Annotated in this window: 18 protein-coding genes; 14 read left to right on the top strand and 4 right to left on the bottom strand. The window is 66.9% G+C overall.

The features are described 5' to 3' along the window. Positions 1 to 97: 97 nt before the first annotated feature. Both OU419_RS15710 and OU419_RS15715 read left to right on the top strand, forming a co-directional pair. Positions 98 to 256, top strand: a complete 159-nt coding sequence (locus tag OU419_RS15710) for a hypothetical protein (protein ID WP_254473918.1) — start codon at positions 98 to 100, stop codon at positions 254 to 256. A gap of 121 nt (positions 257 to 377) precedes the next feature. After that, positions 378 to 710 (top strand): DUF1508 domain-containing protein, encoded by a 333-nt coding sequence (locus OU419_RS15715; RefSeq protein WP_254473916.1) that lies wholly within the window; start codon positions 378 to 380, stop codon positions 708 to 710. A gap of 56 nt (positions 711 to 766) precedes the next feature. On the opposite strand, the gene OU419_RS15720 is transcribed toward OU419_RS15715, so the two are convergent. After that, positions 767 to 1,132, bottom strand: coding sequence for a GFA family protein (locus OU419_RS15720; RefSeq protein ID WP_254473914.1), 366 nt, complete (start codon positions 1,130 to 1,132; stop codon positions 767 to 769). A 152-nt stretch (positions 1,133 to 1,284) separates the two neighbouring features. Here OU419_RS15720 and OU419_RS15725 point away from each other — a divergent pair, with 152 nt between their 5' ends. The 11 genes from OU419_RS15725 to OU419_RS15775 all read left to right on the top strand — a co-directional run bounded on the left by OU419_RS15725 (position 1,285) and on the right by OU419_RS15775 (position 13,062). After that, the gene (locus tag OU419_RS15725) at positions 1,285 to 2,484 is read left to right on the top strand and encodes an MFS transporter (RefSeq protein WP_254473913.1); all 1,200 of its coding nucleotides are present in this window, start codon (positions 1,285 to 1,287) and stop codon (positions 2,482 to 2,484) included. Between the two features lie 20 nt (positions 2,485 to 2,504). Continuing rightward, positions 2,505 to 3,308: a 2,5-didehydrogluconate reductase DkgB gene (gene dkgB, locus OU419_RS15730; RefSeq protein WP_254473912.1), complete on the top strand. Its 804-nt coding sequence runs from the start codon at positions 2,505 to 2,507 to the stop codon at positions 3,306 to 3,308. Between the two features lie 58 nt (positions 3,309 to 3,366). Further along, positions 3,367 to 4,374 carry a zinc-binding dehydrogenase gene (locus OU419_RS15735; RefSeq protein ID WP_254473911.1) on the top strand — a complete coding sequence of 336 codons (1,008 nt, stop codon included), beginning with the start codon at positions 3,367 to 3,369 and terminating at the stop codon, positions 4,372 to 4,374. A 160-nt stretch (positions 4,375 to 4,534) separates the two neighbouring features. Next, the gene (locus tag OU419_RS15740; protein ID WP_254473910.1) at positions 4,535 to 5,317 is read left to right on the top strand and encodes an SDR family oxidoreductase; all 783 of its coding nucleotides are present in this window, start codon (positions 4,535 to 4,537) and stop codon (positions 5,315 to 5,317) included. A gap of 311 nt (positions 5,318 to 5,628) precedes the next feature. Further along, entirely contained in the window at positions 5,629 to 6,534 is a 906-nt protein-coding gene (locus OU419_RS15745; protein WP_254473909.1) for a LysR family transcriptional regulator, read from the top strand. A 104-nt stretch (positions 6,535 to 6,638) separates the two neighbouring features. After that, positions 6,639 to 8,804 (top strand): FUSC family protein, encoded by a 2,166-nt coding sequence (locus OU419_RS15750; RefSeq protein ID WP_254473908.1) that lies wholly within the window; start codon positions 6,639 to 6,641, stop codon positions 8,802 to 8,804. Beyond that, the gene (locus tag OU419_RS15755) at positions 8,794 to 9,000 is read left to right on the top strand and encodes a DUF1656 domain-containing protein (RefSeq protein WP_254473907.1); all 207 of its coding nucleotides are present in this window, start codon (positions 8,794 to 8,796) and stop codon (positions 8,998 to 9,000) included. The genes OU419_RS15750 and OU419_RS15755 overlap by 11 nt, the downstream gene beginning before the upstream one ends. Position 9,001: 1 nt before the next feature. Continuing rightward, positions 9,002 to 9,961, top strand: coding sequence for an HlyD family efflux transporter periplasmic adaptor subunit (locus OU419_RS15760; protein ID WP_408004898.1), 960 nt, complete (start codon positions 9,002 to 9,004; stop codon positions 9,959 to 9,961). A 133-nt stretch (positions 9,962 to 10,094) separates the two neighbouring features. Next, on the top strand, positions 10,095 to 10,727 hold the full coding sequence (pmrG, locus tag OU419_RS15765) for a lipopolysaccharide core heptose(II)-phosphate phosphatase PmrG (protein ID WP_254473905.1): 633 nt from the start codon (positions 10,095 to 10,097) through the stop codon (positions 10,725 to 10,727). Between the two features lie 61 nt (positions 10,728 to 10,788). Then, entirely contained in the window at positions 10,789 to 12,249 is a 1,461-nt protein-coding gene (locus tag OU419_RS15770) for a mechanosensitive ion channel domain-containing protein (protein ID WP_254473903.1), read from the top strand. Positions 12,250 to 12,315: 66 nt separating this feature from the next. Continuing rightward, positions 12,316 to 13,062, top strand: coding sequence for a class I SAM-dependent methyltransferase (locus OU419_RS15775; RefSeq protein ID WP_254473901.1), 747 nt, complete (start codon positions 12,316 to 12,318; stop codon positions 13,060 to 13,062). On the opposite strand, the gene OU419_RS15780 is transcribed toward OU419_RS15775, so the two are convergent. Genes OU419_RS15780 through OU419_RS15790 form a run of 3 tightly spaced genes read right to left on the bottom strand, consistent with a single transcriptional unit; the run spans position 13,063 to position 16,385 of the window. After that, positions 13,063 to 13,416: an SH3 domain-containing protein gene (locus OU419_RS15780; protein WP_254473899.1), complete on the bottom strand. Its 354-nt coding sequence runs from the start codon at positions 13,414 to 13,416 to the stop codon at positions 13,063 to 13,065. It abuts the gene before it with no gap. 48 nt (positions 13,417 to 13,464) lie between these two features. Then, positions 13,465 to 14,118, bottom strand: a complete 654-nt coding sequence (locus OU419_RS15785) for a response regulator transcription factor (protein ID WP_408004899.1) — start codon at positions 14,116 to 14,118, stop codon at positions 13,465 to 13,467. 14 nt (positions 14,119 to 14,132) lie between these two features. Next, positions 14,133 to 16,385, bottom strand: a complete 2,253-nt coding sequence (locus OU419_RS15790; protein WP_254473894.1) for a PAS domain S-box protein — start codon at positions 16,383 to 16,385, stop codon at positions 14,133 to 14,135. Positions 16,386 to 16,591: 206 nt separating this feature from the next. Here OU419_RS15790 and OU419_RS15795 point away from each other — a divergent pair, with 206 nt between their 5' ends. Further along, positions 16,592 to 18,214: an acyl-CoA synthetase gene (locus OU419_RS15795; RefSeq protein WP_254473892.1), complete on the top strand. Its 1,623-nt coding sequence runs from the start codon at positions 16,592 to 16,594 to the stop codon at positions 18,212 to 18,214. The last annotated feature ends 24 nt before the right edge of the window (positions 18,215 to 18,238 follow it).

Here is an 18,238-nt window from a genome sequence, read left to right on the forward strand (position 1 = left end):
GGGCATCTTCGGATGCGCCGGCCGCTGGCAGCCGGTATGCCAGCCTGTACGGTCCACCCACCCTGCTCCCCCGGCCGGCACCGCAAGCCGCCAGGCCGTGCTCGACGCCGCCAGCCCCCTGGCCCTGCGCAACATGCTCCGCTTTCTCGTCGTCATTACCGACCACGGCGCGCTCTCGGCGCAAGGCATGGCCGGCACCTTCGCCGGCCTGAAACGCCTCGCCAGCGATACATCCGGGCGCCCTGAGACAATTTGATACAGTAACCCTCTGATTAATATGTCTTTTCTATACAACCAGGCCCCCCAAGGCCATAAACTGGACTGTCACCCTGCGGGAACACCCCCAGGTCGTTGACACCGGTTATATGGAGCAACACATGCCCGGTTGGTATGAAATCAAGGAACTCAGCAGCGGCAACCGCCGTTTTCTTCTCAAGAACACCGCCCACGGCACCCTGCTGGAAAGTCTCGCCTACCCGACACAGGAGGCAGCCGAGCAGGCCATCAACAGCCTCCGCAGCTCCTGTGGCGCCATCGAGCGCTACAAGCGCCAGATGGCACCGGGTGGCAAGAATTTCTTCGTGCTCCGCGATAGCACCGGTGCAGAACTGCTGAAAAGCAAGCTGTACGACTCCGAGGCCGCACGTGACCAGGCGATTGCAACGATCGCCCAGGCCGGCCTCAGCACCGAGCTGCGCAAGCACGCTTGAGCGCCGAATGAAAAAGCCCCGCGCAATGCGGGGCTTTTTTGTGCCCGACGGCTAGCTTACGGAACAGCCCCCGCGACGACGCTCATGCTCTTGCCGTCTACCCGCCGCAACGGCAGCGCCTCGGTATCGAAGCCGTCGATGCAGCAGGCGTTCACGCTCAGCAGCGCCGGGTTGCTGCGCCGCTGGTGGTAAACGTAGATGCCGCACGTTGCGCAAAAGTAATGCAGCGCCACGCCGCTGTTCCAGCGGTACAGGCGCAGAGCCTGCTCACCCCGGACGATACGGAAGCGGTCCTTCGCCACGGTGGCCATCAGTGCATTGCGCTTGCCGCAGAGCGAGCAGTCGCAGCGCACCAGTTCATCGAGCTGCGCCTCGAAGGCAAAGGCCACCGCGCCGCAGTGGCAGGTGCCGGTGTAGTGCATGGGGAAGCCCTCCGTTCGGCTCGTTCCAGCATAGCCGGCCTATCAATTCGTGAATCCAGATCAACTATCCTTTGCCGTTCACCGCGTTTTTCACAAGGGACTATCCCGGGACAATGTGCCCATCGCATTGCATTCGGACCGGAGCATCCCACATGCCTCTCGCACTCCTGGCGCTGACCCTGAGCGCCTTCGCCATCGGAACGACGGAGTTCGTCATCGTCGGCCTGATCCCCACCATCGCCAGCGATCTTGGCGTCGCCCTGCCCTCCGCCGGCCTGCTGGTCAGCCTCTACGCCCTGAGCGTGGCCATCGGTGCGCCGCTGCTCACCGCGCTGACCGGTCGCGTGCCGCGCAAGGCACTGCTGGTCGGGCTGATGGCGCTGTTCACCCTCGGCAACCTGGTGGCCTGGCAGGCGCCAGGCTATGAGTCGCTGATCATCGCGCGCATTCTCACCGGCCTGGCCCACGGTGTGTTCTTCTCGGTCGGCTCGATCATCGCCACCAACCTGGTGAGCAAGGACAAGGCAGCCAGCGCCATCGCCACCATGTTCAGCGGCATGACCGTGGCCTTCGTCACCGGCATCCCGCTGGGCACCTTCATTGGCCAGCACCTGGGCTGGCGCGTGACCTTCCTGGTCGTCGCCGCCTTCGGCGTGGTCGCCCTGCTCGGCAGCCTGCTGTTCGTGCCGAAGAACATCCAGCACACCCCACCGGCACCGCTGCTGCGCCAGGCCCGCGTGCTGCTGCAGCCGCGCCTGCTGCTGGTCTACGCAATGACTGCGGTGGGCTACGGCGGCTCGTTGATCGCGTTCACCTTCCTCGCACCGATCCTGCAGGAACTCGCAGGTTTCAGCCCCAACATGGTCGGCGCGGTACTCCTGGCCTACGGTATCTCGGTGGCCATCGGCAATATCTGGGGCGGCCGTCTCGCCGACAAGCGCGGCCCGGTATCGGCGCTGAAGATCATCTTCGGCCTGCTGGCAGCGGTGCTGCTGGTGCTGACCTTCACCGCCGGCAATCCGTGGCTGGTGGTGCTGACCGTGCTGGCCTGGGGCGCCGTGGCTTTCGGCAATGTGCCTGGCCTGCAGGTGTACGTGGTGCAGCAGGCCGAGCAGGTAGCAGCGGATGCGGTGGATGTCGCCGCCGGCTTCAACATCGCCGCGTTCAACCTCGGCGTGGCCGGCGGCTCCTGGGCCGGCGGCCTGGTGGTGAGTCACCTGGGCCTGGCTCACACCCCCTGGATCGCCGCGCTGGTGACCCTCGCCGCATTCGGCCTGACCGCCCTGAGCGGTCGCCTGGATCGACGCAACTCCGTGGAACCCGCCGCCAATGGCGCGGTTCCCACACACTGACCGACCACAAGGAGATTCCCATGAGTGTTCCCGCTTTCGGCCTCGGCACTTTCCGCCTCAAGGGCCAGACCGTCATCGACTCGATTCGCACCGCCCTCGACCTGGGCTACCGCGCCATCGACACCGCCCAGATCTACGGCAACGAGGCCGATGTCGGCGAAGCCATCGCTGGCGCCAGGGTGAAGCGCGACGAGCTGTACCTGACCACCAAGATCTGGACCGCGAACTACGCCGCCGACAAGCTGATCCCCAGCCTCAAGGACAGCCTGCACAAACTGCGCACCGACCGTGTGGAGCTGACCCTGATCCACTGGCCGTCGCCTAACGGCGAAGTGCCGGTAGCCGAGTTCATGGGAGCGCTGGCCGAAGCCAAGGCCCAGGGCCTGACCGGCGAAATCGGCGTTTCCAACTTCACCATCGCGTTGATGCAGGAAGCCATCGCCGCCGTCGGCGCCGGGCAGATCGCCACCAACCAGGTGGAATTGCACCCCTACCTGCAAAACCGCAAGGTCGCCGAGTTCGCCAGGAGCCAGGGCATCCACATCACCTCTTACATGACCCTGGGCTACGGCAAGGTGCTCAATGACCCGGTTATCGGCGAGATCGCCCGCCGCCACAACGCCAGCCCGGCACAGGTGGCGCTGGCCTGGGCGATGCAGTTGGGCTACTCGGTGATCCCCTCGTCCACCCGCCGCGAGAACCTCGAAGGCAACCTGCGTGCCGTGGACCTGCGCCTGACCGAGGCCGACCTGGCTGCCATCGCCGCGCTCGATCGCAACGAACGCATCACCAGCCCGGATGGCCTGGCACCGGCCTGGGACTGAACCACCGCCATACGACAGCCGCCCCTCGTGGGCGGCTCCGTGTTTTCAAGGAGCCATGATGAACGCAACCGATTACGCCGCCTGGACCTGGACTCCCGGCGCCAGCCTCGACGGCCTGCGCCTCGCCCGCCTGCCACGGCCTGCCCCCGGTACGCACGAAGTGCTGGTGGCCAACACGGCCATCGCCCTCAACCCGGTGGACTGGAAGATGATCGACTGGGGCCGCGACGATTGGCGCGAGGGCCAGGTGCCTGGCGTCGACGGCGCCGGCATCGTGGTCGCAGCCGGCAGCGCCAGCGGCCTGCGCGTCGGCACCCGGGTTGCCTATCACCAGGCGCTTTCCGCTGGCGGCAGCTTCGCCGAGTGCACCCTGCTGCCGGCCCATGCGGTGTATCCGCTGCCCGATTCGCTGGATGACGCGGTGGCCGCCAGCCTGCCGTGCCCCGGCCTGACCGCCTGGCAGGCACTGGAAAAACTCCCCGCCAGCGGCAACCAAGACGTGCTGGTCACCGGTGCCGGCGGCGCCGTGGGCTTGCTCCTGGCACAACTGGCAGTGCAGCGCGGCCTGCGGGTCTGGGTGACGGCATCGCCACGGCATCGTGACGCGCTGTTGCGGCTGGGCATCGCTGGCGTCTTCGATTACCGCGATACGCAATGGCCGCAACGGCTGCGCGACGTCCTCGGCCCACGCCGCCTGTTCGCGGCGTTCGATACCGTCAGCGGCGCGCACGCTGCCAGCCTCGCGCCGTTGCTGGGCTACAACGGCCATCTGGTGTGCATTCAGGATCGCCAGGAAAACGCCCCGCTGCCGGCCTTCAGTACCGCCATCTCGTTGCACGAAGTGGCGCTCAACAGCATTCACGCCCACGGCGACACGCTGGACTGGCAGACGCTGCGCCACGCCGCCGCGAGCCTGATGCAGGCTGTCGCCGACGGACAATTGCAGGCGCCGGCCAGACAGTTCTTCGACTTCGCCGAACTGCCCGATGCACTGCGCCGCTTGAAGTCCGGCGACGGTGGCGGTAAATGGATCAGTCGCCTGCCGGCACCGATGGTCGTTGCCTGACCGGCAGGCCCCCATTTCGCAGGACGAACACGTCGTAGGATGGCGTGGAGCGCAGTGATATCCATCGATGCCGTGTACCCGCCGCATGGGTATCGCTGCGCTCCACCCATCCTACAAAAGCGCTCCCCGGACAAATCGGCAGAGCAAACAGGAGAACATCATGGATCTGGGCATCAAGGGCCGCTGGGCCGTGGTCTGCGCCGCCAGCAAAGGTCTGGGCAAGGGGTGCGCACAGGCGCTGGCCCGCGAGGGCGTGAACCTGGCAATCAACGCCCGCGACGTCGACACCCTCGCCGCCACAGCCGCCGAGCTGCGCCAGTTGGGCGTGGAAGTGCGCGAGGTGGCCGGCGACATCAGCGCACCGGAGGTTCGTGCCGCCCTGCTGGCCGCCTGCCCGCAGGTGGACATCCTGGTCAACAACGCTGGCGGCCCGCCGCCAGGTGACTTCCGCGACTGGGAGCGCGAGGACTGGCTGCGCGCCCTCGACCTGAACATGCTCACCCCCATCGAGCTGATCAAAGCCACCGTGGACGGCATGGCCGAGCGCGGCTTCGGACGCATCGTCAACATCACATCTGGCACGGTGAAAGCGCCGATCGACGTACTCGGCCTGTCCAACGGCGCGCGAAGCGGCCTGACTGGCTTCGTCGCCGGCCTCGCCCGCCAGCCGCGCGTGGCCGGCAGCAACGTCACGATCAACGGCCTGCTGCCCGGCTCTTTCGATACCGACCGCCTGCGCAGCGGCTTCCGCCGCGCCGCAGGGCTCAGCGGGCGCGACGAAGGCGAACTGGTGGATGCCGGCAAGCGGGAAATCCCCGCCGGGCGTTTCGGCAGCGCCGAGGAGTTCGGCGCGTTCTGTGCGTTTCTCTGCAGCGTGCATGCGGGCTACCTCACCGGGCAGAACCTGCTGCTGGACGGCGGCGCGTATCCGGGGACGTTCTGACCCGGCGCTACATGAGCGACTGTCTGGCAGGTGTGGAGCGATCGCGTCGAGCGCCGCGTGGCGTTGTCGATGGGTATCGCATCGCTCCACCCATCCTACGGCTGGCTTCAGTGCCAGCACGCGATACGCTTCCGGCTGCATGGCCGAGGCAGCGATTAAAGCGCGGCGTTGTCCGAGAGTATCGCTTCGCGGCACCCATCCTGCGGCTGGCTTCAGTGCCGGTGCCGGCCCGCAAGCAACGTCCAGGCGTCAAGACAACCTGGTCACGCCGCCCCTACAATCACCCCCGCAGCTCCCGAACAGGCCCGCCGATGAAAGCGCATTCCGACGAACTAAAGACCTTCGCCACGGTGATCGACTGCGGCTCCATCACCGCCGCCGCCGAGCAACTGGGGCTGACGCCTTCGGCGGTCAGCCGGGCGCTGTCGAAGCTGGAGGAAAAGCTCGGCACCACGCTGCTCAACCGCACCACGCGGCGCATGAAGCTGACCGAGGAAGGCGAGTTCTTCCTCGAACACGCGCGGCACATCCTCGAACAGATGGATGCCCTGGAAGAGCGCCTGGCGCTGCGCCAGCAGTCACCCGCCGGCCGCCTGCGCATCAACGCCGCCTCGCCGTTCATGCTGCACGCGGTGGTTCCGCATATCGGCGCCTTTCGCGAGCGCTATCCGGACATCGAGCTGCAACTCAACACCAACGACCTGAACATCGACCTGCTGGAACAGAGCACCGACATCGCCATCCGCATCGGCCACCTGGCCGACTCCAGCCTGCACGCCCGCCCGCTGGGCAGCAGCCGGCTGAACCTGCTGGCCGCTCCCGAATACCTGGAGCGCCACGGCACCCCGGCCAACCTGGAGGCGCTGCTCGGCCACTCGCTGCTGGGCTTTACCCAGCCCGAAGCGCTTAACGTCTGGCCGATCCGCCATGCCGGCGGCGATACCCTGGCGATCACGCCGTCGCTCTCCGCTTCCAGCGGCGAAACCCTGCGCCAGCTCGCCCTGAGCGGCCAGGGCATCGCCTGCCTGGCGAGCTTCATGACCTGCGCCGACATCCAGACCGGGGGCCTGGTACGGGTGCTGCCGGAGCTGACCAGCGAACGCCGCCAACCGATCCACGCGGTGTACTACCGCAACTCGCAACTGGCGTTGCGCATCCAGTGCTTCCTCGACTTCATCCAGGAACGCCTGGCGCAATCGCTGCACGCCACCGGCTGAGCCGCGAAGAAATCCCGCAGCCCCGGCAATCCTCGACCACACTGTCCTGACCAGCCCCGGCCGTGCGCCGGGGTTTTCGTCAGGCCGACATCGAGGGGGCCGGCATGCCATCGCTGCTGCTGTATCTGCGCGCTGTCATCCATCCTGGCAGGGACACTCTGCTGTTCGCTCTGCGCACTGTGCTGGCCGGGTTGCTGACGCTCTACCTGGCATTCCTGCTGGATCTCGAGCAGCCCAAGTGGGCGACCATGACGGTGGTGATCATCAGCACGCCGCTGGCGGGCATGACGCTGCAGAAGAGTTTCGCCCAGGTAATCGGCACCACCATCGGCGCAATCGTGGCGGTGGCGGTGATGGCGCTTTTCCCGCAGGCACCGCTGCCTTTCATCATCACCCTGGCGCTATGGCTGGCGATCTGCACTGCTGGCGGTACCCTGCTGCGCTTCACCCATGCCCATGCCTTCGTGCTCAGCGGGTTCACTGCGGTGATCGTCGCGCTGCTGGCCCAGCCGGACCCCGAATCCACCTATACGCTGGCCATCACCCGGGTGACCGAAACACTGCTGGGGGTCGCCTGTGTCACCCTCGTCAGCCTGTTCTTCGCCCGTCCGCAGAGCGTGGCGCGGGGCTACTTCGCCAAGGTCGATCAGTTGATCCGGCTGATCGCGGTGCACGCCGCGGCGGTGATCCGCGGCGAGGAGCCGGAGGAGGACTTCCAGCAACGGCAGATGCAGTTGCTGGGGGAAATATCGGCGCTGGAGATGCTCCGCCGCCACCTGTATTTCGATGCCCCCAGGCTGCGCGGCGCGGACGAGCTGGTGCAGTTGCTGGCCAATCAGATGGTGCTGATGACCTCGCGGCTGGCCATCCTGCGGCGCCAGCGCAAGCTGATCGAGGCACGCATGAGCGGCCCGCTGCCGGAGTCAGTGCAGCGCTTGCGCGAGGACGAGCTGGCCTGCCTGGAAGAACTGGCCGAGTACGGCCGCGCCCTGCCGACACCAGTGCGCAAGCGCATCACCCGCCTGCGCCAGCGCTTCGACGCCGCCGCCCGGCAGGCCGAGGAACTGGCCGACGGTCTGCCGGCCTCGCTGCGCTCGCTGGCCTGGGCGCTGCGCTTCGAACAGGCGCGGCTGATGCAGCAACTGGACGAAATGATCGAGCTGAGCGAGGCGATCCAGGACGGCCGCCCCGGCAGTTGCACCTTCAAGCAGAGCCAGGCCCATGCGTTGCACCTGGACTTCCACCTCGCGGCCATGAACGCCTCCCGCGCCTTCATCGCGCTGTGCTGCGCCGGCTGGATCTGGGTGGAAACGGCATGGGACGGCGCCCGCGCCGGGATGATCCTGATCGGCATCCTCTGCTCGATGCTGGCAACCTTCCCGCGCCCGCTCCTGGCCAGCCAGGCGTACCTGCGCGGGCTGGCCCTGGCACTGGTGGCAGCGGCGCTGCTGCAGTTCCTCCTGCTGCCGGGCGTTTCCGACTTCGAGATGCTGGCGCTGTATCTCACGCCACTGCTCTACGTCATTGCTGTCGGCCTGGCCAACCCGCAGACCGCCGGGATCGGCATCGGCCTGGGGCTGTCGACCTTCCTGCTGGTAGGGCCGCAGAACCAGGGTAGCTGGACCAACAGCGCACTGCAGTGGTTCGAGTTTGCCGGCGGCTATATCTGCGCCGGCGTGCTGGCGCTGCTGGTGTATGCCTGGGTGTTCCCCTTCGACGCCGACGCGCGCCTGCGCCGCCAGTCGCGCCGTACCCGCGCGGAGGTGCGCGCGGTGCTGCTGTCGAGACCCAGCGAGGCACGCCGCTTCCTGTTCGAGAGCCGTATGGTCGACCGCCTGGCGATCATGCTCGGCCTGCTGCCGGCCGCGCGCGACGGCCAGTCCGTCGAACGTTTCCAGTGCAGCCTGGCGAGCATGACCCTCGGCGTGGTGCTGCATCAGTTGCGGCGCGAGAGCCTGAATGCCGAGGGTCTGCCCGATGCGCTGCGCGAGCGTCTTTCGCTGGTGCTCGACGAGTTGGCCGCCTGCCTTGACCAGCCACCGGCGGCACGCCTGGAACGCGTACTGTCGGCGATGCGCGAACTGGGCGTGGAGCTGGACGACCTGCACAGTCACGACAACCCCGTCACCGGCGAGGCGATGCGCCCGGTGTTCGTCAGCGGCGTCGCGCTGCTGGTCGCTGCCGACCTGCTGGAGCGCTTCCGCGACCTGTTCACCGAACCGCGCCAGGTCAACGACTCACCGCGAGGACAAGCGCTCCATGCCCGTTGATATCGAGATCGGCGGCGTCTACCTGCCGCCGCTGGCCCAGGCGCTGCTGCTGGCGTTGCCGATCTTCCTGCTGCTGGACTGGGCCTTGCGCCGCCTCGGCGTGTTGCGGCTGGTGTGGCACGAGGCTCTGTTCGAGGGCGCGCTGTACGCCTGCATCTGCTCCAGCCTGATCCTGCTGATGGGGGCGCTGCACTGAGATGCCCGACTTGCGTAAAGCCATGCCGCCACTGATCACCCTCGCGGTGGTCGCTCTCGCCCTGATTCTCGGCAGCTACGCCTGGATCTATTACACCCGCGCGCCGTGGACGCGGGATGCTCGGGTGCGGGCAGACGTGGTCACGCTGTCGGCAGACGTTTCCGGACGCATCATCGACCTGCGGGTGCGCGACAACCAGCATGTCAGCAAGGGCGACCTGCTGTTGCAGATCGACCCCGCCCGCTACGAACTGGCCGTGTTGCACGCCGAGCGCGCGGTGGAAGTGGCGCAGGCCGCCCTGGGCCAGTCGCAGGCCGCCATCGCCGCCAACCAGGCGTTGCTGCGCCAGCGGCAGAGCGAGGAAACCCGCCGGCGGGAGCTCAAGGCACGCTCGGCGATCTCCAACGAGGAATGGGAGAAGGCCCACACCGATGTCACCGTGGCCGAGGCGCAGTTGCTGCGCGAGCAGGCCAACCTGGGGCTGGCCCAGGCCAACGTCAACCTCGCCGATACGGCACTGCGCCAGGCTCACCTGGACCTGGAGCGCACCCGCGTGCTGGCGCCGGTGAACGGCTACGTGACCAACCTGCTGACCCGCGCCGGCGACTACGCCATCGCCGGCAGCGCGCTGGTCGCAGTAGTGGACAGCGACTCGTTCCACGTCAGTGGCTACTTCGAGGAAACCAAGCTGCCACGCATTCACGAGGGTGACCGGGTGCGTGTAGAGCTGATGAGCGGGGAGCGTTTCGACGGCACCGTCGAGAGCATCGCCTTCGCCATCACCGACCGCGAGAACCTGCCCGGCAGCCGACTGCTGGCCAATATCAACCCGACCTACACCTGGGTGAAGCTGGCCCAGCGCATTCCGGTACGCATCGGCATCGATCCGGGCTACGCCGGGCGTGACCGACTGCGCGCCGGCACCACCGCGACGGTGAGCGTGGTGGAGTCCGACCGCTGACACCCGGACGAGGGAACTTCCCCCGCCATCGGTCATCAATCGTTCGCGTGTTTGTCATTAGCGTGATGCAGCATGCCTCCACCCCGGACGCCCCCGCGCCCGGAACCTGCTCCGCGGAATCGATGTGACTGACATGCCTTCCCTGCCCCACCTCGCCAGACGCCCGACCCTGGCGATGCTCCTGCTATGCACCGCACTGACGCTGATCGCCTGGCGCTTCGTCCAGCCCGAATCGCAGGCCCCCCCTAACCCATCCGCCTTTCAGCAGCGCTGGACACAGGGCAAGGTGATCCTGCTGGTCCGCCACATGGAGCGCTGCGACCGCTCCAACGCTCCGTGCCTGGGCGCGGCCGATGGCATTACCGCGCGCGCCGGGGAAATCGCCCGGGTGCTGGGCGATACCATCGCCGGCTACGGGCTGACATCCACCGACATCTACAGCAGCCCGCTGACCCGCACCGCACAGACCGCCGACCTGATGTTCGACCACACTGTCACCCGTCAGGACTGGCTGTACTCGTGCAAGGACGACGACATGCTGAGCCACATCCGCCAACACAAGGCCGAACACCGCAACCTGGTGCTGGTGACTCACAGCGAGTGCTTCGACCGTCTGTTGCAGAATCTCCACCAGGATGAGGGCGAGACACCCGAGTACGGCGAAACGCTGGTGCTGTTCGACAACGAGGCCCGCGCGCCGCACATTGCCGGCGAGATCGGGACCCACGACTGGGCGGAACTCCGGCACAAGCCGAACGCGAGCTGAGCGAGCTGCCAGGGCGGCATTTGTGTGCCATCTTTTTTGCATCGCTCCAAGGAGAGGCACGATGCCCGCCCTGCTCATCCAGCACCCGCTGTACTTCGCGCCCGCCCTGCTGCTGGTGGACCTGCTGCTCTGGCGGCTCATCGGCATCGGCCATCCACACTGGCGGCTGGCGGCACGCGTCACCTGCTTCCTGCTGTTCAGCCTGCTGCTGTTCAATGCCGGGATGAATCCTCTGCGAGCCGCGCCCTGGCCGGATGACCTTCCCAGCCACATGATCGCCACCGCGGTGCAGATCGCCTGGTGGCTGTTCGCCGCGCGCTGCCTGACCGTGGTGCTGGGCTTCCTCCTGGTGCAGCGCGTCGGACACGCTGGCCGGCTCCTGCAGGATGTGGTCGGCGCGCTGATCTTCCTGGTCGCCATCATCGCCTCCGCCGGCTACGTACTGGAGCTGCCGGTGAAGGGGCTGCTGGCCACTTCCGGAGTCGTCGCCATCGTCCTCGGTCTGGCGTTGCAGAGCACCCTGAGCGACGTGTTCTCCGGCATCGTGCTCAACACCACCAAGCCCTACCAGTTGGAAGACTGGGTCTCCATCGACGGCATCGAAGGCAAGGTGGTGGAGATCGACTGGCGCTCCACCTACCTGCAAACCGCCCAGGGCACGCTGGCAGTGGTGCCCAACTCACTGGCGGCCAAGGCCAAGGTGCTCAATCTCAGCCGCCCGGCCAATCTCTACGGGCTCAGCCTGAGTCTGACCGTCAGCCCGCGGGTACGCCCGCGCAAAGTCATCGAGGCGCTGGAGCGAGCCCTCGGCGGCTGCCGTCCGTTGCTGGGCAGCCCGGCGCCGACGGTGAGCGTGCGCCAGGCCGGTCCCAATGGCGTGGAGTACGAGCTCAGTGGCTTCGTCGCCGCGATGGGCGAGAAGCGCGAGGCGCGCAACCAGCTCTACGACCTGGCCTTTCGCCATCTGCAAGCCGCCGGCATCGAACTGCTCAGCGATGCCGACCTGCCGGCACGCGAACACGCCTCCCGCGCCCGCGCACTACTGGTGCGCTCCGGCCTGTTCGACGCGCTCACCGACAACGAGCGCGACGAGCTGGCGGCAACCATGCAGCGCCGGCCATTCAGGTCGGGCGAGGTGTTGCTGGCGGCCGGCGATGTCAGCGACCAGTTGCTGATCATCGATACCGGCGTGGTCAGCGTGACGCTGCCACACGCCGGCCAGACCATCGAAGCCGGCCGCATGGGCCCCGGCGAGGTGATCGGCGAAGCCGGCGTGCTCAGTGGTTCGGCGTGGCAGGCGCAGTTCACCGCGCTCAGCGATGGCGCGGTCTATCGACTCGACAAGACGGTACTTGCGCCCTGCCTGGAAGCTCGCCAGGAAATCGCCGAAGCCATGAGCCACCTGCTCGACTTTCGCCAGAAGGCCAGCGCCGCATTGCTGGTGGAGCAGCCCGCCACGGTACCGCAACGCGGGTTGATGGCCTGGCTCAGGCAGCATGCCGGGCGCCGCTACAAGACTTGAGTTGACTGGCGCAAGCCACGGCGGACAGCCCAAGATACAACCCCTCCTGCCGTGACGAGGCCAGCCATGACCGATACCCGCTCGCTGTTCACCGCCCAGTCCGACGCCTACCGCGCCGGCCGTCCGACCTACGACCCGGCGCTCTTCGCCTGGCTCGCCCAGGCTACGCCAGACGCTGGCCTGGCATGGGATTGCGGCTGCGGCTCCGGGCAGGCCAGCACCGACCTGGCGCGGCATTTCCGCCAGGTGGTGGCCACCGATATCAATGCCAGTCAACTGGCACACGCGCCGCGTGAATCGAATATCGACTATCGCTGCGAGCCGGCGGAAACCACATCCATCGCGACCGCTAGCGTCGATCTCACCCTGGTCGCCCAGGCACTGCACTGGTTCGATGTCGAGCGCTTCTATGCCGAGGTCCGACGCGTTTCGCGCCCCGGCGCGCTGCTGGCGGTGATCTCCTACAACCTGCTGAACATCGAACCGGCGCTGGACACGCTGATCCGCCGCCTCTACCACGACATCGTCGGACCTTACTGGGCAGCGGAGCGCAAGCACGTCGAGACCGGCTACGCCACGCTGCCATTCCCGTTCGAGACGGTCGCCACGCCGCCGTTCGCCCTCGAAGCGCAGTGGGGTTTCCAGCGGCTGGTGGATTACCTGTACAGCTGGTCGGCTGTGGCCAGCTACCGCCAGGCCACCGGCAAAGACCCGGTGCTGGCAATGCGCGACGAACTCCACGCTGCCTGGGGCCAAGCGGAAACCCAGGCAGTGAGCTGGCCGCTGACCATCAGGCTGGGACGGGTAGCCTGATCAGGCATCAGCCCGCAGGCACTCCAGGGGAACCCATCCGGACTCCTCGCCTTCCACCCGGCTGCACCATACCCAGCCGCCGAACTGGCGGGTGCCGAGCAGGCGCTCGCCAATGTCCACGTCCAGCTCGCGGGCAGTGTAGTCCTCCAGGGCCTCGCCGACGCCGTCTCCGGTCAGCCTGAAGACCTGCGACGGCACCCAGCCGCCCGCCTGCCCTGGCGTGGTGCAGAAGTACCAGTCGTCCCATGCCTCGGCGCCCGTGTAGCGCTCGCCGACAGCCAGCGGCGCGCCCCTGGCGAAGGTGATCGGCTGGGGAAACTCGCTGCGGTGCGAATGAATGACTCGGTAGTGCATATCGGACTCCTTGCCCTGGATCAGCCGGTGGCACGCAACCGGGATGCTTCAGGGCGCGGCCGCGGGCATCTGCTCCGGGCGCAATTGCAGCGGATCGACCAGCCCGGCGGCAATGGCCATACCGACCAGGTCGGACAGCGTACCGGCCTGCATGCGCTTCATTACCCGGGCGCGGTACAGGTCGACGGTCTTCACGCTGATGTCCAGTTGTTCGGCGACTTCCCGGTTGGTGTAGCCGCGCACCAGCGGCAGGAACACGTCGCGCTCCCGTGGCGTGAGTGCGTCCAGGCGCTCCTTCAGCTCGCCGAGGCTGGCGCGCGAGGCATGCTGGCGCTCGCGGGAGCTGAGCGCCTGCTGCACACTGTCGAGCAGCAATTGTTCGTTGTAGGGCTTCTCGATGAAATCCACCGCGCCGGCCTTGAACGCGCGAATCACGATCGGCACGTCCGCATGGCCGCTGACGAAGATCACCGGCAGCTCGATGCCGCGCCGGCGCATCTCTTCCTGCACGGCCAATCCGCCCAGGCCCGGCATGCGCACGTCGAGCAGCACGCAGGCATGGCCGTCCGCCGGACAGGCATCGAGGAATTCGCGGCCACTGGTGAACGGCAGTGCCTTCAGCCCGACCGACTCCAGCAGCCAGAGCGTCGAATCGAGCATGCCCTGATCATCGTCCACCACGTACACCAACGCCCGTTCCATCGCAGTCTCCGTCATTACCCTTTGCCCCCCGCCGGCAGCCGGCACTCCAGGCACAGGCCGCCGGTGTCCGCCGCGCGGGCATCCAGCGTTCCGCCGAACCCCTCGACAATGCCGCGGCTCATCGAAAGTCCCAACCCCAGGCCATCCGGCTTGCTGGTGAAGAACGGCGTGAACATCTGTTGCAGCGCATCGCCACTGGCACCCGGCCCTTCGTCCTCGACCCACACGCAAAGCTGCCCGTCATCCTCCAGGCGGCTACCGATGAGGATGCGCGAAGGCTCGCCGGCATGGCGCTCGCGGTTGGCCTCGATGGCGTTGCGCAGAAGGTTCAGGAGCACCTGCTCCAGCAACACCCGGTCGGCATAGATCGGCGGCAGATTCTCCGTCAACGCCTCGACGATGGCTACCTTGCCGCTCGCCGCTTCCCAGGCGCACAGGCCTTGCGAGGTGCGCACCAGTTCATTGAGATCCAGCGCCTGCATGCGCCGCTGGCCCTTGCGCAGGAAGGCCCGCAGGCGGCGGATGACTTCCGAGGCACGGGAGGTATGTTCGACGATCTGCTGCAGCCCGCGCTCCACACGCTGCGCGGCATCCGGCTGGGTGTCGAGAGATTGCAGGTAGCGCAGGCTGGCGCTGGCGTAGTTCATCACGGCGGCCAGCGGCTGGTTCATCTCGTGGGCGATACCCGAGGCCAGTTCGCCCAGGGTGACCAGGCGCGCGGTATGGGCCAGTTCGTCCTGGTGCCGGCGCTGCTGGTTCTCACGCAGTTCGTGCTCGGTCATGTCGCGGGCCACCAGCGAGTAGTAGCGCTCTCCGCCGACGCCACGATGGGCCAGCAATACCAGGGAAACCGGCAGTGGTCGCCGCCCTTCGCCGGCCCGCAGCCGACCGTCCGCGCTCCACACACCATCGCGCCGGGCGATGTCCCAGCCATCACGCTGCAGGGATGCCAGCAGGCCATCGTCGAGCACCCCGGCTAGGGACTCCGGCAGCGCTTCCTCGCCCAGACCAAGAGCGCACCGCGCCGAGGGATTGAGATAGGTGACGCGGCCGGCCGGATCGACGAACAGCACCAGATCGGTATTCGCCTCCACCACCTCGGCGACTCGTCGCAGGTTTTCCTCGGCCTCGACCCGCGCAGTGATATCGCGGGACACGCTGACCACCTCCATGACACTGCCGGTATAAGTCTCGCGGATCGCACGGCTGGCTGTTTCGAACCACAGGTAGTGGCCGTCACGATGGCGCAGGCGGTAGGTCAGGGTCGCGTAGCCATCTTGTATCAGAGCGTCGCGGGTCCGCTCGGCGACACGCTGGCGGTCCTGCTGATGAAGCATCGGCGCCAGCTCCTTGCCGCGCAGCTCCTCCGGCCAGTAGCCGAGTAGCGTCCAGGATGCGGGGGAAACATCCAGCAGGAGACCATCGAGGGTGCGCCGGGAAATCAGGTCGGTGGTGTTCTCGATGATCTGCCGATACAGGCGGCTCGCCCTGGCGGCTTCTCGCTGTTCGCGCAACTGCGCGGTAATTTCGCGGCCGCGCACCAGCACCTGCCGTTCGGACGGATCGGGAATGAAGCTCCAGAGGAACTGCCGCCCTTCCCGTTCCCCGGTCACTTCGCGTACCGAACGCGCCTGCTCCAGGCAAGTACGCACCAGTTGCGCGTGGTTGCTGGGCAGCAGGTCGCTGGCCTGCGCGGCAGGGAACTCGGCGAGCAATTGGCGCAGTGCGTGATTGCAGTCGTCCAGCACGCCTGCCTCGTTCAGCATTAGCGCTGGCTCGGGATCGGCACTCAGCAGCGGCGCGGTGCGCTTCGCCCGATGAGCAAGGGCGAAGACCTCCCCAAGCAGCTCGCCGACCCAGCCCAGCCAGATATCCGCATCGCGATTGTGGCATTCGACCAGCAACAGGCCGTGGCCACCAGCGCCCAGCGGCAGGACCAGCGCCAGCCCCTCGCTCCAGCCCGCGCGCCGCAAGCGCCCGCCGAGCCAGCAGGAGACCCCCATCAGCTCGGCGAGCGGCAGCACGGTCAGCCCCCGCAGACGCTCCATCAGGGCCTGGTCGTTGGCCTGAAGAGGATCGCCGCTTCCCGGCGGCAGGCGCGAGACTCCGGCCAGCGCTTCATAGCTGTGGCTGCGCGGCTGCCAGCCGACATACAGCGCGCGTTCCACGCCTTCGCGTTCGAGGCACAGCCGCTGCAAGGCGTCCGCCTGCACCGCAACGGGCGCCTGCTCGCGCACCAGGCGCACCAGGGTATTCAGGAGAGACATGGGCAAAGGCTCGACGGTCTTTTTGTTGAATATAGTATTTATACCATACGTCTTAGGTTGTACTTCCATATCCGGTACGACATTGCTATAAAACGGCCCAACGACCGGGCGGACAACCTGCCGCACCGGTCACGACCCGCCTGCTGCCGAGCGATTCACGGGTCAGACCAGAACAATGAGCTAACAATCAGCCACAGGGTGTCCTCATGTCGATCTTCGAACAGGGTCTGCCGCGCGCAGCCGTCAACCACATGGCGCTGTCGCCGTTGAGCTTCATCGAACGCACCGCCCACGTCTATCCCGAGCGTACCGCCATCATCCACGGCAACCTCCGCCGTACCTGGAAAGAAACCTATCAGCGCTGCCGCCGCCTGGCTTCCGCCCTCGCCGCCCGCGGCATCGGCCGTGGCGACACGGTTGCGGTGATGCTGCCCAATACTCCGCAGATGGTCGAAGCTCACTTCGGCGTGCCGATGATCGGCGCAGTGCTCAATACCCTCAACGTGCGCCTGGACGCCGAAGCTATCGCATTCATGCTCCAGCATGGCGAAGCGAAGGCGCTGATCACCGACCGCGAGTTCTCGGATGTGATCCATGCCGCCCTGGGCATGCTTGGCCGCCAGTTGCTGGTGGTGGATGTCGACGACCCCGAGTACGGCGAAGGCAACGCCGTCAGCGACCTGGACTATGAGGCGCTGCTCGCCGAAGGCGATCCGGAATACGACTGGCAGTGGCCGCAGGACGAGTGGGACGCGATCGCGCTCAACTATACCTCCGGCACTACCGGCAACCCCAAGGGCGTGGTCTACCACCACCGTGGCGCCTACCTGAACTCGCTGGGCAACCAGATGGTCTGGTCGATGGGCCAGCACCCTGTGTACCTGTGGACGCTGCCGATGTTCCATTGCAACGGCTGGTGCTACCCGTGGATCGTCACCGCGCTGGCCGGCACCCATGTCTGTCTGCGTCGGGTCGACCCGCAGAAAATCCTCACGCTGATCCGCGAGCAGCGGGTCACACACATGTGCGGCGCCCCCATTGTGCTCAACGCGCTGATCAACATGCCCGAGTCGGCCAAGGCCGCCATCGACCACCCGGTACACGCGATGGTCGCCGGCGCGGCGCCACCGGCCAAGGTGATCGGCGCGGTGGAAGAAATGGGCATCCATGTCACCCACGTCTATGGCCTGACCGAGGTGTACGGGCCGGTGACAGTCTGCGCCTGGCACGATGAATGGAACGAGCTGTCGCTGGACGACCGTGCGCGCATCAAGTCGCGCCAGGGAGTGCGCTACCCGACGCTGGAAGGCGTGATGGTGGCCGATCCGAAGACCCTCGAACCGGTACCGCGCGACGGCCTGACCGTCGGCGAGATATTCATGCGCGGCAACACCGTGATGAAGGGCTACCTGAAGAACCCCACGGCGACCGAAGAAGCCTTCGCCGGCGGCTGGTTCCACACCGGCGACCTGGCCGTATGGCATCCGGACGGCTACATGGAAATTCGTGACCGCCTGAAGGACATCATCATTTCCGGCGGCGAGAACATCTCGACCATCGAGGTGGAGGGCGTGCTGTACCGCCATCCTGCCGTACTGGAAGCCGCCGTGGTGGCACGCGCCGACGAACGCTGGGGTGAAACGCCCTGCGCCTTCGTCACCCTCAAGGGCGAGCATGCCGCCGTAGAGGCACAGGACATCATCGGCTTCTGCCGCGAACACCTGGCCGGCTTCAAGGTGCCGCGCACGGTAGTGTTCACCGACCTGCCCAAGACCTCAACCGGGAAGATCCAGAAGTTCGTCCTGCGCGAGTGGGCCAACGCCCTCTAACGCCCTACCGCCCCTTGCCAGGCG

Origin of the sequence: Pseudomonas triclosanedens, assembly GCF_026686735.1 — a bacterium.
GTDB classification, from domain to species: domain Bacteria; phylum Pseudomonadota; class Gammaproteobacteria; order Pseudomonadales; family Pseudomonadaceae; genus Pseudomonas; species Pseudomonas triclosanedens.